Source organism: Corynebacterium sp. TUM25020, assembly GCF_056388495.1.
Genome location: NZ_JBWJFG010000011.1, coordinates 15,315 through 28,995, shown reverse-complemented (window position 1 = coordinate 28,995; position 13,681 = coordinate 15,315). Strand labels below are relative to the sequence as shown.

The 13,681-nt window shown below is 61.0% G+C and carries 10 protein-coding genes and 1 pseudogene; 3 read left to right on the top strand and 8 right to left on the bottom strand.

What is annotated here, in order from left to right; all coding sequences use genetic code 11:
- Positions 1–100 precede the first annotated feature (100 nt).
- Positions 101–1,633, top strand: coding sequence for an adenylate/guanylate cyclase domain-containing protein (locus AC05K6_RS09550; protein ID WP_476728413.1), 1,533 nt, complete (start codon positions 101–103; stop codon positions 1,631–1,633).
- A gap of 39 nt (positions 1,634–1,672) precedes the next feature.
- Here the strand turns inward: AC05K6_RS09550 and AC05K6_RS09545 are convergent, their stop codons facing one another.
- The 3 genes from AC05K6_RS09545 to cspE all read right to left on the bottom strand — a co-directional run bounded on the left by AC05K6_RS09545 (position 1,673) and on the right by cspE (position 6,034).
- Positions 1,673–2,572, bottom strand: a complete 900-nt coding sequence (locus AC05K6_RS09545; RefSeq protein ID WP_293790856.1) for a CoA transferase — start codon at positions 2,570–2,572, stop codon at positions 1,673–1,675.
- A 42-nt stretch (positions 2,573–2,614) separates the two neighbouring features.
- Positions 2,615–5,620, bottom strand: coding sequence for a type I DNA topoisomerase (gene topA, locus AC05K6_RS09540; RefSeq protein WP_476728412.1), 3,006 nt, complete (start codon positions 5,618–5,620; stop codon positions 2,615–2,617).
- 210 nt (positions 5,621–5,830) lie between these two features.
- On the bottom strand, positions 5,831–6,034 hold the full coding sequence (cspE, locus tag AC05K6_RS09535) for a transcription antiterminator/RNA stability regulator CspE (protein WP_293790858.1): 204 nt from the start codon (positions 6,032–6,034) through the stop codon (positions 5,831–5,833).
- A 266-nt stretch (positions 6,035–6,300) separates the two neighbouring features.
- On the opposite strand from cspE, the pseudogene AC05K6_RS09530 reads away from it, so the two are divergent.
- Both AC05K6_RS09530 and AC05K6_RS09525 read left to right on the top strand, forming a co-directional pair.
- Positions 6,301–8,699: pseudogene (locus AC05K6_RS09530) on the top strand (DEAD/DEAH box helicase).
- Positions 8,700–8,756: 57 nt separating this feature from the next.
- The gene (locus tag AC05K6_RS09525; protein ID WP_476728411.1) at positions 8,757–10,097 is read left to right on the top strand and encodes an alpha/beta hydrolase; all 1,341 of its coding nucleotides are present in this window, start codon (positions 8,757–8,759) and stop codon (positions 10,095–10,097) included.
- Between the two features lie 8 nt (positions 10,098–10,105).
- On the opposite strand, the gene AC05K6_RS09520 is transcribed toward AC05K6_RS09525, so the two are convergent.
- The 5 genes from AC05K6_RS09520 to AC05K6_RS09500 all read right to left on the bottom strand — a co-directional run bounded on the left by AC05K6_RS09520 (position 10,106) and on the right by AC05K6_RS09500 (position 13,596).
- Entirely contained in the window at positions 10,106–10,429 is a 324-nt protein-coding gene (locus AC05K6_RS09520) for an Rv3654c family TadE-like protein (protein ID WP_476728410.1), read from the bottom strand.
- 21 nt (positions 10,430–10,450) lie between these two features.
- On the bottom strand, positions 10,451–10,759 hold the full coding sequence (locus tag AC05K6_RS09515) for a hypothetical protein (protein ID WP_476728409.1): 309 nt from the start codon (positions 10,757–10,759) through the stop codon (positions 10,451–10,453).
- 129 nt (positions 10,760–10,888) lie between these two features.
- Complete coding sequence (locus AC05K6_RS09510; protein ID WP_448307775.1) at positions 10,889–11,254, bottom strand: DUF4244 domain-containing protein; 366 nt, start codon at positions 11,252–11,254, stop codon at positions 10,889–10,891.
- Positions 11,255–11,351: 97 nt separating this feature from the next.
- The gene (locus AC05K6_RS09505; RefSeq protein WP_473964220.1) at positions 11,352–12,491 is read right to left on the bottom strand and encodes a type II secretion system F family protein; all 1,140 of its coding nucleotides are present in this window, start codon (positions 12,489–12,491) and stop codon (positions 11,352–11,354) included.
- Positions 12,478–13,596 carry a TadA family conjugal transfer-associated ATPase gene (locus AC05K6_RS09500; RefSeq protein WP_473964221.1) on the bottom strand — a complete coding sequence of 373 codons (1,119 nt, stop codon included), beginning with the start codon at positions 13,594–13,596 and terminating at the stop codon, positions 12,478–12,480. The genes AC05K6_RS09505 and AC05K6_RS09500 overlap by 14 nt, the downstream gene beginning before the upstream one ends.
- Between the last annotated feature and the right edge of the window lie 85 nt (positions 13,597–13,681).

Genomic DNA, 13,681 nt, shown 5'->3' with positions numbered 1-13,681 from the left:
GTCTAGCTATTCGTCCCGACCACCCTCCGCGTGTCCTCGGCATAGGTAGGGCATAGGTAGACGCACCCGGCGGGGGTGCCGGTGCGATAGTCTGAATGGCATGAAACAACTGCTGCGCTACCTGTCCTGGGCCTGGGGAACCTCCTGGCCCCTGTACGCAGCAACCGTGTTAGCCACCAATGTCATCGGCGCCACTGCAGTGGCCACGTTCCTGCGTTTCCTCATCCCTCTGCCTGCCGCGCGCGAACTAACAAGTCCGGACACCACTATTGCCACGCTGTACATCATCTATTTCGGTGTGGCCGTCTTGGCTGGCATTGCAATGACCTTGTACTTCTTCGCGCCCGTGCTGAGGTGGCAGCGCACACCAAAAGCCTATGATCCGAATATGGTGCGCGACCTGGTGCTGCGCATCCCCCTGTTGCAGACCATCACGGGCATCGTGCTGTGGGCAATAGGTGTGGTGCTGTTTACTGTCGTGGCCTGTCGGCACAGTACGGAATGGGGCATCACCGTCGCTGTGACGGCCACGTTGGGCGGCATGATGGTGAGCCTAATGACTTATATGGAGGCCGAACGCCTGGTGCGTCCCGTCGCCGCGAAGGCTCTAGCCAAGGGTGCCCCGGATCATTCGCGCCTGTCCCCGCTTTCTCACCGGCTGATGACGACCTGGGCGCTGACCTCCGCCGTGCCGGTGCTGGGCATGGTGCTGCTGCTGTTCGCGGCAGCTACCGACTTCTACCCTGAGAACTCCCGTGGCATCATCCCGGCGATGCTGGCGCTGGCGCTGACCACCCTGCTGACCGGTTTCATGGGCACCACCTTGTTCTCCATGGCCGTGGCCGACCCGATCCGTGAGTTGCAGTACGCCATCAACCGCGTCCGCCGCGGTGAGGTGAATACGACCGTGCGGATCTACGATTCCTCCGAGATCGGAGTGCTGCAAGCTGGCTTTAACGAGATGATGCGCGGGTTGCAAGAGCGCCAGCGCGTATCGGATCTTTTTGGCCGTTACGTCGGCACTGAGGTCGCACGCCGGGCGCTGGAGGAAAAGCCGGAGCTGGGTGGCGAGGCTCGGCACGTGGCAGTGCTCTTCGTCGATGTGATTGGCTCCACCGGCTTCGCCACTGAGAAGGAACCAGAGCACGTGGTGAAAGCCCTCAACGAGTTCTTCGACCGAGTGGTGGAGGTTGTGCACGCGAACAAGGGCATCATCAACAAGTTTGAAGGCGATGCGGCCCTGGCAGTGTTCGGCGCCCCTCTGCCTTTGGACGATGTGGCCGGACACGCTCTGGCTGCCGCCCGCGAATTGAAGGCCAAGCTGCAAGGGCTGGAGTTCGTCGCCGGGATTGGAGTTGCCGCCGGCTCCGTTGTTGCGGGTCACATCGGCGCGAAGGATCGCTTTGAATACACCGTCATCGGCGATGCTGTGAACCAGGCCGCCCGCCTGACGGATCTGGCGAAGAAGACCCCCGGTCAGGTTCTCACCAGCGCAGCGACCCTGCGCGCAGCCAATGAAGCTGAGCAGGCTCGTTGGACCATGATGAAGTCCGTGGAACTGCGCGGTCGCCGTGAGATGACCCAGATCGCCCGTCCTATTCGCGCCACTCTCGCCGATCGATCCACGTTCTAGGCGCGTGCCCTATGGCGACACTGCCACAAGGCGACACTGCTAACCTCGCCGCACGGATGCGATAGGGAGGTTCCTTTCCGACGCCATCCCGTCCCACCACGCTGCCGTCTTCTGCCCCACCGCTGCCGCCAGCTGCTCTGCGGTGATCCCCTCCGACTGCAGCTGGGCGACAGTGGCCTGCGTAGGTAGCAGCCCTTCCACATGCAAGGCTTCGATCAGGCCTGCAAAGAAGTGCGGTTCCAGCGCTGCAATCGCCACCCAACCACCGCATTGAGCTTGGTAGAGTCCATACCCCGGCAACAGACCACCGAGCAGTGTGTCGGGACCGGTGAGCCGGAAGCGGGCCGGAGTGGCAAATTCAGTAGCCATGTCCGCCAGCGCCACCTCGTGGTAGCTTCCCTGCCCGGTGGCCGCAGTCTGCCACAGAGCGGCCAGAGCCTGGGAGACTGCACGCTCTGCACCCGCCAGATCGGCGATGGGAACTACCGGCATGGCGGGGCTATCCCCGTGGAAGGAGAGCGTGCCGGCGTGCGCCTCGTACGTGAGGTCGTGCCCGGCTACGTCAACGTGCTCACCGGAGTGGCCGACAATCGCCACCTGCGACAGTACAGGGAAACGAGCGTGCAGATCCTCCCACCCCAATCCGAGGCGTTCCAGCGAGGCCGGTCGGGAACTCGTAAGCAGTAGGTCTGCCCCCTCCAGGAGCTCATGCAGCTCATGTAGGCCAGATTCCGTCTTGAGGTCGATGTGGCGCACATCCTGCCCGTCTACCAAGTGTTGGTAGTACGGCTCGCAGTACAGGCGCATGGGGTCAGCGGCTTTGCCGGGGCCTTCGACCTTGATGACGGTGCCACCCAATTCCTGCAGACGCTTTGCAGCGACGGGGCCGGGAAGGTTCGGGGCAAGGGTAACGACGCTAAAGCTCGGGAGCTGATTCATGCTCCCGAACTTATCAGTTCCCACCCAAAAGTATGACCGTTTTTAGTGGGACTTTTTCACCGTGCGCTTCGTCAGCGTCGGCGGCTTCTTAGCCGTCTTCTTGGTGGTTTTCTTGGTCGACTTCTTGGCGGCCTTCTTAGTGGACTTCTTGGTCGACTTCTTGGCGGCCTTCCGACTCGACTTTGCAGGTGCCGTGCCCTCTGCAGCCTGCTTGGCGCGGCGTTCGGAGAGCAACTCATTCGCGCGGGCGTCAGTAATAGTCTCCGGGGTATCGCCCTTGCGCAACGATGCATTGGTGACTCCGTCGGTGACATAGGCGCCGAAACGGCCGTCCTTGACGGACATGGGCTTGCCAGAAACATCGTTATCACCCAGCTGCTTCAGTGGCGGCTGCGCGGCAGCGCGACCCCGGCGCTTCGGCTCGGCATAGATGCGGCGAGCTTCGTCGAGGGTGATGTTAAAGATCTGTTCCTCATTGGCCAGAGAGCGGGAATCATTGCCTTTCTTCAGATACGGGCCATAGCGACCGTTTTGGGCGGTGATCAGCTCGTTGTCGCTGGGATCCACGCCCACCTCGCGCGGCAGGCTCATAAGCTTCAGGGCTTCCTCCAGTGTCACGCTGGAGGGCTCCATGTCGCTGAACAAGCTGGCGGTCTTAGGCTTCAGCGTCTCCTCGACGATCTGCTTGACGCGCTTTTCCTTCTGCGCCTGGGCAGTCTTTGTCTCGCGGCTCAGAGGCTTCTTGCCCTCGGCCTCGCGAGCGCGATCCTGTTCGTCGCGCTCAGCCTCCCACGTCTTCACGGCCTCCTCGGCCACGCGGGCTTCCTCGTCCTCGCCCAGCACCTCGGTGACATAAGGGCCATAGCGTCCCTCTCGGGCAACGATGGTGCGCCCATTGTCGGGGTTGACGCCCAGTTCCCTGCCGCCCTGCGGAGTGGCGAAGAGCTTCTCGGCAACCTCCAGCGTCAAACCATCCGGGGTCATGGATTCCGGCAGGTTCGCGCGCTGTACCTCGGGTTCCGTGCCCTCAGGGGCGTCCTCCGGCAGCGGCTTGATGCGCTCCAGGTAGGGGCCATAGCGGCCCACGCGAACGACAATCGGCACACCGTTTTCGTCGTCGAAAATGTGCAGGGAGTTCACCCGGCGGGCGTCGATCTGCTCCAGATTGTCGCCCACAATGTGCTTCAAGCCGCCCAGGCGTGGGACAACGGCACCCGGAGCCTCCGGGCGAGAGCTATCCCCAAAGTAGAAGCCCTTAAGCCAGTTCACACGATCCTCGTCGCCCGCTGCGATGGCATCCAGTTCGTCTTCCATGGCGGAAGTGAAATCATAGTCCACCAGCGCGCCGAAGCTCTGTTCCAAAAGACCCACCACGGCAAACGCCACCCATGAAGGCACCAGCGCATTACCGCGCGGCAGCACGTAGCCACGATCCTGGATGGTGCGGATGATGGAAGCGTAAGTCGACGGGCGACCAATGCCCATCTCTTCCATCTTCTTGACCAGTGAAGCCTCGGTGTAGCGGGCTGGCGGGTTCGTCGAGTGCCCGTCGGCTTCCACGTCCCGGGCGTTCAGCTCATCGCCCTCGGTCAACTGCGGCAGACGCTTTTCCGCATTGTCGGCCACATCACGACCATCGGCGGTGCGGCTGACCTCCACGTAGGCCTTGAGGAAGCCTGGGAAGGTCAGGGTACGGCCCGTGGCGCTGAATTCGCAGCTCTCACCCGATTTCGCATCACCTGCGACGGTGACCTTCATCGACTGGCCCTTTGCATCGGCCATCTGGGAGGCGACAGTGCGCTGCCAAATCAGCTCGTAGAGCTTGAACTCCTCGGCATCCAGCTGACCGCTCAACTGGCCAGGGGTCTGGAAAGTCTCGCCTGCCGGGCGAATCGCCTCGTGAGCCTCCTGCGAGTTCTTCACCTTGCGGGTGTACTGGCGCGGGCCATCGGCAACAAACTTCGCACCGTATAGCTCCTTCGCCTGCTTACGTGCGGCCTCAATACCGGCAGTCGACAAGGTCGTCGAGTCGGTACGCATATAGGTGATATGACCGTTTTCGTACAGACGCTGCGCAATGCGCATCGTGCGCTCCGAGGTAAAGCGGAGCTTACGACCCGCCTCCTGCTGCAAGGTAGACGTCATAAACGGCGGGTACGGGCGGCGAGTGTAGGGCTTTTCCTCCACCGCAGTCACAGCGAACTCCTGCCCCTGCAAACCTTCAGCCAGGGACTTTGCTTTCGCCCCATCCAGTACAAAAGTATCCTTTGCGCTGGCCTTGAGCTTGCCGTCATCGCTAAAGTCACGCCCTTGCGCCACGCGCTTGCCCGCGACCGCAGTCAGCCGTGCTTCGAAGGAATCCGGGGCGGCGTCATCAAGAGACGAAGAAAGAGCATCGACCAGGCCGAACGTAGCGCTCAAGTCCCAGTACTCGGCGGGGACAAACTTCATACGCTCGCGCTCGCGCTCGACGATCACGCGAGTGGCGACGGACTGTACGCGACCCGCCGACAGGCGCGGCATGACCTTCTTCCACAGCACCGGCGAGACCTCATATCCATAGAGGCGATCCAGTACACGGCGGGATTCCTGAGCATCCACCAGGTCGTAGTCGAGTTCGCGGGTGTTCTGCGCTGCCTCCAGGATGGCATTCTTCGTGATCTCGTGGAAGACCATGCGGCGCACCGGCACCTTTGGCTTCAGAACCTCCAGCAGGTGCCAGGCAATTGCCTCACCCTCACGGTCGGGGTCTGTCGCGAGGTAGAGCTCGTCTACCTGCTTGAGCTTTGCCTTGAGGTCAGCGACCTTCTTTTTCTTGTCCGGGCTAACAACGTAGAGCGCCTCGAAGTCCTTATCGACGTTGACGCCCAGCCGTGCCCATGGTTCCTTCTTATACTTCGCCGGAACGTCTGCGGCGCCCCGAGGAAGGTCGCGAATGTGCCCGACGGAAGCCTCGACGATGTAATTCGCTCCCAGGATCGGTGCGATCTTCTTCGCCTTCGTCGCCGACTCAACGATCACTAGACGTTTGACGCCATCGTTTCCCATCGGTTGAATTCACACATCCTTCAAGAATCTATGGGTTTACCGGGTGCCATTGTTCTACAGATTTATTTCAATGGTGCCACTTACGCATTTCTAAGTGACACTACGCGGTTTCCGCAATTCCATTGCAACCGGGGTGGGAGCATGGATAAGGCAAAGCCCCCGCCAGGCGCGCGAGGCGCCGAGGCGAGGGCTTGCTCAACCCTGTGGGTCTTATAGAGCCGTGACGTTCTGAGCCTGCGGCCCCTTAGCGCCCTCGCCAACCTCGAACTCAACCTTCTGGTTCTCCTCGAGGGTGCGGAAGCCGCTGCCCTGGATCTCAGAGTAGTGGACGAAGACGTCGGAAGATCCGTCGTCCGGGGCGATGAAGCCAAAGCCCTTCTCCGCGTTGAACCACTTGACGGTTCCCTGTGCCATGAATTTCTACCTATCTTGTTGAATCTGTCCGGCGCAAGTCTGCTGAGACCACCAAACGCCGAGGTCGGAAGATACTTCGTTTCCAACCCAATCGGCTAAAACCCAACGAGACCCCACCTCACGCCGAGGCGAGCGGAAAAGTACCGAGGATTTTAAAAACCATTGGCCAGTTTGCCATGTCCACGGAGCAAACGATCAGACGAGTGCGGAATCCGGGGGACAATTGACTTGTATCCACCCCCTAATGGGGTCTAGAACTATCGTTAATGTCCGAGCTCACGCCCCCTACCTCTGGTTCCGCCGTCGATTCCTCGTCCGGCACTGCGCCCAGCTCTGGGTCTAGCAACGCCACCAGCTCTGCGCCGTCGTTCGGTGAGGAATTACTGGACGACCTGACGCCGGAGTTTCCACGCTCCACGGTCACCCACACACGCACCATCCCCGCCCGTCCATCGCAGACAGCCAAGTGGCCGGAATGGGCCGACGAATCATTAGTGGAATACCTGCACGAGCAGGGAATTTTCGCGCCCTGGTCGCACCAGGTAGAGACCGCTACCCACGCCCATGCGGGCCAGGATGTGGTGGTTTCGACCGGCACGGCGTCAGGAAAAAGCCTTGGCTACCAGCTGGCCGTTTTGAGCGACCTGGCAACAGCGAGCACCGCGACGGCTCTATACCTCGCACCGACGAAGGCGCTGGCGCAGGATCAGCGGGCAGCACTGGCCAAGATGTGTGCGGGCACAGCGAACTTAAACGACATCATGGTAGCCACGTACGACGGCGATACCCCGCCGGAGACACGTAGGGTGATCCGCGACGAGGCACGGGTGATCGTGACGAACCCGGACATGCTGCACGCCTCGATGTTGGGGAATCCGCAGTCGTGGAGCCGACTGCTGCGCACCTTGCGTTATGTGGTGATCGACGAGTGCCACGTCTACCGCGGTGTGTTCGGTGCACACGTAGCGATGGTTCTACGACGACTGCTGCGACTATGCGGGACGTCGCCGACGATTGTGCTAGCTTCCGCGACCAGCGTGGATCCGGCAGCACATGCCCGCCGACTGACGGGTCGCGAGGACGTAGTGGCGGTGACGCAAGACGGCGCACCCACTGGTGAGCGAACCATCGCACTATGGGAACCGGGTTTTCTGCCAGAAGTTGAGGGAGAAAATGGTGCGCCGGTGCGGCGAGCCGCGAACTCCGAGGCCGCAGATGTAATGGCGCTGGCGATCGCCCAGGGTGCGCGGACGCTGACATTCGTACGTTCCCGGCGCGGTGCGGAGGTGGTGTCCGTCGCCGCTGCAGAGAAACTGGGGGCGATGGGCCGCAGTGCGGATGCGGTGCGGGTGGCAGCATACCGGGCGGGCTACACCCCGGAGGATCGCCGTGAACTAGAGCGGCGTTTTGATAATGGTGAGCTGTTGGGAATCGCCTCGACGAATGCGCTCGAGCTGGGCATCGATGTTGGCGGGTTGGATGTTGTGGTGACCAGTGGCTTCCCTGGCACGATTGCGAGTTTCCGGCAGCAGGCAGGGCGTGCGGGTAGGCGCGGCCAGGGCGCGCTGGTGGTGCTGGTGGGCGCGGATGATCCGATGGATACGTATTTACTGCACCATCCAGAGGCTCTGCTGGATCGCCCCGTGGAAAACACGGTCTTTGACCCGGGCAACCCCTATGTGCTGGCTGACCACGTAGTGTGCGCAGCCGCGGAAAAGCCGCTGTCGGAGGCGGAGGTTACCCGCTGGGGTGCCGAGCGCGTGGTGGAGCACCTTTTGCGCCGGGGTGTATTGAAGCGCAGACCACGGGGCATTTTTGCGGACTTGCAGGCTGCCGAGCAGGTGCATGCGCAGGTCTCTATCCGCGGGGCGCGGCGAAGCAGGTGGCGATCGTGGAGGCCGATTCCGGGCGCCTGCTGGGCACTGTCGATGAGTCGCGGGCGACGTCGGATGTGCACACCGGGGCGGTGTATATGCACCAGGGCGAGACATTCGTGGTGCAGCTGTTGAATTTAGAGGAATCCGTAGCATGGGTGCGCCCCGAGTTTCCTGAGCACACCACGCAGGTGATCCGCGATACGGACATCACGGTGCGGCGTACTCGAGGCACGCACAAGATCTGCGATGGGGTGTGGCTGGCAGATGTGGATGTGGAGGTTTCCCACACCGTCAGTGGCTACCGGAAGCGTTTGCCGGGTGGCGAAATCCTAGAAACCGTGCCGCTGGATGTGCCGCCGGAATCCTTGCGTACCCGCGCGGTGGCTTACACAGTGGAACCAGATCTACTACTGGATCTGGGCCTGCCGGAGCCGACCTGGCCGGGCACTTTGCACGCCGCAGAGCATGCGGCGATTGGCCTGTTACCTTTGATCGCGACGTGCGACCGTTGGGATATCGGTGGGGTGTCCACTGCCCTGCATGCAGATACGGGGCTGCCAACGGTGTTCGTCTATGACGGTTATGCCGGTGGCGCAGGTTTTGCGGAGCAAGGCTTCGCTCGCTTTGCCGAGTGGATGGCCGCCACCGCCGAGACCGTGGAGACTTGCGAGTGCGAGTCCGGCTGCCCTTCCTGCGTGCAATCGCCGAAGTGCGGTAATGGTAACGATCCACTGTTTAAGGCAGGTGCGGTGTCGTTGCTGCGGGCACTGGCCAATGCCGCGGGTTAGTTCGCCAGTTTTTATGACGCCACACGGGGAGGTTGTATTAACCATATACTTTCCCCCATGAAGTCATTTGTTGGCAAAAATCATTCTGGCTTGCGCAACGGAGCCACAGCAACCATCGCCGGAGTTACAGCTCTAGCGGTATCTTTCGGTTCAACTAGCCTTGCTGCAGCGCAGCCATTAGCACCGTCCGGGGTGCATTCCAGCGCCGCTTCGTTGGTCAACCGCGGGGAAGCCATGCGAACTCCCGCCCCCTATGCGGGCGCTACTTTCGACAGTGGTCTGAAGATCGGCAAGGTACCCGCCAAACCGGGAATACTTATGAACACTGTTCGCCTCGACCCGAATGTTGGGCTGTCGGCGGCGGGGCAGCAATTCCGGTTTAGCTATTCCACAACCAATCAGCACGGCACGGTCGCCCCTTCCACAGGTGCGATGTTCTTCCCTAAGGGCAAGCCTCCGGCGGGCGGCTGGCCCGTACTGGCCTGGGCTCACGGGACCGTGGGGCTGGCAGATCAGTGCACCCCATCCATGAATCCGCGGTCTGCGCGGGATACGGATTATCTGAATCACTGGCTGAACCAGGGCTATGCCATCGTAGCCAGTGACTATGCCGGGATGAGCACCGATGGTCTCATGAGCTACCTCAACGGTAAGTCCACTGCAGCTAACGTTGTGGATTCCGTCATCGCCGCCCAGGGGCTACCTGTGGTGAAGCAGCGGAAGCAGAAGCTTTCGCGCAAGTGGGCAGTTGTTGGCCAGTCTCAGGGCGGCGGCGCGGCTCTCCACGTTGCGTTGCGCGCGACGAGCCGTAGCAAGGAGGCGAATCTGAACTTTGTAGGCACAGTCGCGACGGGCGCCCCGGCCTATGTCGAGGAAATTGTGTTGGCAGGTAGTCCAACCTTCCCACCTGTTCCTCTACCAGCTGGCTTGAACACTTATGCGATGTACATTCTCGCCGCTTTCCGTGAGGCAAACCCAAACATCGATGTCGATTCGGCGCTCACCCCGGAGGGCAAGCGGATGGTGAAGGCCGCCGAGGGATCCTGTTACCATGAGCTATCGTCCGCCTTAAAGGGCACAAATGTGGCTCGCGCATTCTCGAAGCCACTGCGCGAGGTGCCGGGTTTGGAGCATGCGTTACGCGCGTTCATGCAGACTCCCGCCACTGGCTACGACAAACCTGTTTTCTTAGGCCATGGCTTCATGGATAAGGACGTTCCCACTCCCATCGGCATCATGCTGAACTCGGACATGTGGATCCACCAATTTATCGGCGACATGCGCAGCCGGAATAAGCGTGTCGAGGTTCACTGGTACCCCACCGACCATGGCGGGACAGTGCCCGTATCGCAGCAGCACTCCACCCCGTTCCTAGCCGATCTTTTCCGCAAGGCCTAGGCCACTCCCTATTCCACTGGCCCGGCCATGGCCTGCGCTTTCTGCGGAAGGATACGGGAGTTCGAGCCTGGACGGGTGACAACTTCCACCGTCACAAACTCTCCTTTGACCTCACAGTTCTCCATGTTCGCCCCATTTGCATCGGCAATGCTCCGGGCAGTATCGCACGGCGAATTCTCACCAGCCTGAACAGCCATGGCCGCCGATAGTGCAGCCATATCGGCAGCGGTGCTCGCCTGTTCCTTATGCCCCAGCATCGCCGCACCGAGGGCAAGAAGCGAAACGATTGAAAGAATGCCGAGGGTAATCAGCGCCCCGTACACGGTACTCATGGACTGGTTCCCTGCCTCCCCTTATCCCTCGTCAGGCTCCACCATCGTGACGGCTTCACCATAGACGTCGAACAATGCCCCGTCCTTGGAGACTTTCACCCGCACAAGCGGCGAGTCCGCACTGCCTTCGCGAGTAGTAGAGACGCTCGCGTTGGCGTCGAGCTGCCGAGCCAGAGCAACCCCATCTCCGCCGCGCGCTTCGACCCGGGCGACTGTCCGCGCGAGTGATTGTGCCGTAGCCGCCTGTGACATGGTGGTTAAGCCCGCAGCGGCTCCTCCGGCGACAAGAGTCATGGCAGACAAGGCGATGGCGCCTTCAACTGTGTTCATCAGTGTTCCTGGATATTCTTGGATGTTGATTTATGTTTTGGTGTCACCCCTCTTGCGTGCCCGATCCATTCGGATCAGACTCGCGCGAAGGGAGCACGACGGAAAGTGGGCAGTTCCTAAGCCCTTCGGTTACTTCGTGTTCAGCGCCTTCTCGAAGATTCCACTGAGTGCCTGCTCTACGGTGTCCGAGGTGACGACCGTGTAGAGGAGAGCGCCAAGAGCGGCCGCCGCAACGCATCCAAGGGCGTACTCAATAGTGGACATCCCTTTTTCATCTGTGTAGCGAGAGTAGATTGCACCAATAATCTGGTTCCACCAACTACTGAGTGGGTTGACTTGTTCAGAGAATTCGCAGTTTACGCCCGAAGCGGGGTCCGTCTTTACGGGCGCGGCCTTGAGCTGATCGTTGGCGAGCACATGGGCACACGGCTCGAAAGCGGTGTGTTCAATGTTTGATGTGGTCAGAGTCGGTGTGGTCAGAGTCGAAGTAGTCATGGTCAGTTTTCCTTCCCGGGTCGCAGTGTCCGCGCACCCTTTTTCGGTTGTCGGTGTAGTCATTTGAGGAACACCTCTATCTCCCCTTCCCAAAGCCTCATAACGAAGCCATGCCAATGGCCAGTGGTATGAGGCCGACAAAAACGAAGGCTGGGAGGAAGCAGAGGGTCAACGGGGCCGCCAAAGCTATCAAGACCTTTTCAGCTCCGGCAGTTGCCTTGTCTGCGGCAATGCGCCGGAGATGTTCGGCCTGCTGGTGCATTCCATCGGCCAGTGATGTTCCGGCGCGAGTCTGCTGTGCAGCTTGGCGGGCAATGGCCCCAAGCAGGGGATGGTCAGCCAGAGTGAGCCACGCCTGGGCTCCTCCACCGAGATGCAGGAGAGCCATAGCGTGCCTGAGCGTTCCTTCGTCCTGTTGGGCAAGCGGTCCCACCCCTAGCGTCCACGCAGGTAGCAGCGCCTTTCCGGCGTGTAGTGCTGCGGCTGTGACATCGAGGGCGCGAGCAGCATCCAGTGGCCCCATGGGTGTCGAGCTAGACGGTCCAGCCCGCACACCCACTCCTCCCAGCGGCGATGTAGTCAGTGATTCGCTGAGATGCTCCGTCCACAAAGTGCCCGCGCACACCAGACCAGTCCCAGTGAGAAAGAGCAGCACCCCCAGCACATTGGTCAGCAGGAAGCTCAGAGTGCCGAGCCCGCTACTTTGTCCCAATCCCACCGCGCCGATCGGTAATGCCAATAGCACCGTTACCGTCAGTCGTGCTCCCGCTGTCGCGGACGTGGACTTAGAAATGTGGGCTAGTTGTGCATCTATGTCGGTAACATGCGACTGTGCCAGTCCAGCCAGCCCCACACCGTGACGGTGGGAAATTCCCCAAATATTGAAAAGGTGGGCGAAGAAACTGGAGGCGTCGCTCTCCTTCACCTCTGCTCCCGCAATGTCCGGGCCCGGCACGGCTCCCAAGCGCACCTTCACACAGGCAACATCCAACTCGCGACGCAGAGTCTCAGACTTCAGCCCCGACGTGGCGTGCTCAACCGCATCCAATGGTCGCCCGCCGGCCATCACCTCGCGAGCAATGGCATCCACGGCGTCACGTACCTCGGCCAAAGTCTTCATGTGTCGGCGGGTTTTCAGCACACGCCCGATCACGATCTTCAACGTAAAAGCGACCATCAGCGCTGCCGCAACGACCGCCAAAACGGAGATCATGAGCGTTCCCTCAGCCCAGTTCATCGCAGAACTCCTTAAAACCCTCCGGCACACATTCTTGCCCACCCCGCCGCTGCCACAGCACTTCGATGCGTGCCCGTTCATCCCCGACCAATCGCGCGATGTGCGTTAGTCGCCGGCCCTTCTCCGTGCGGGAAACGTGCAGCACCACATCAATCCCGTCGATCGCCTGGCGCGAAAGAGCCATCCGATCCAGGCCAGCCATCGCACCCAACGCTTCCAACCGTCCGGGAACGCTCGCCGGATCGTTAGCATGGATGGTTCCTGCACTGCCCGCATGCCCGGTATTGAGCGCCACCAGCAAATCTGCCACCTCCGGGCCACGAATCTCCCCCACCACGATGCGATCCGGCCGCATCCGCAGACTCTGCTTCACCAATGCAGTCATGGAGATCGCACCCGCACCCTCCGCATTGCCCTCACGGGTGGTTAGCGCCACCACATGTGGATGGTCGATCAGCAGCTCCGGGGTATCCTCCACCACGATCAACCGCTGATCGCGCGCCACCTCCGCCAACAACGCCGCCAACAGGGTGGTCTTTCCCGCACCCGTCCCGCCGCTAATCAGGATGTTGCGTCGCGCCCGCACAATTCGCCGCAGCACATCTGCCATATCCGGACTCGTCAGTCCATTTGCAACCAGCGCATCCAACTTGTTCTTCTGCCCGGTGATCGCACGCAAGCTAATGCAGCTCCCTCCCGCTGCCGGAGGAGCCAGCAAGGTATGTATACGGATCGTCTGAGCAGCCACGTCCGGCGGCAGCTCGCGCAGCACCCCGTCTGCAAATGGTCTTGCCTCATCCAGTCTCTCCCCGCACATTGTTGCCATTCGAACAGCCAGTTCACGTGCTGCTTCTACTCCGATGTTCACCCCGTCAACTCGCTGCATTCCCTCGCCACGATCTGCCCACACGCTGCCATCACCGTTTAGCACCACGTCCGTCACCAACGGATCTTGCAGCGGCTCTGCCAGGGGTCCCAGCCCACTGAACTCGCGCTGGAGTGTGCGTACATTCTCCACGCTCGCTTTGCCGATCAAGTGCAAACTCTGCGAAAGGTCTCGCTCGTCCGGCCTGCTAATTCCTTGTTCTGCCAGGTCATCTCGCACAATCGCGAGGAGACTACGCGCGGATTCTCGCTGTTGCTGTTTCTTAAGCTTCTTCAGCTCAGTGTTCTTTCTTCGTGACGCCCCC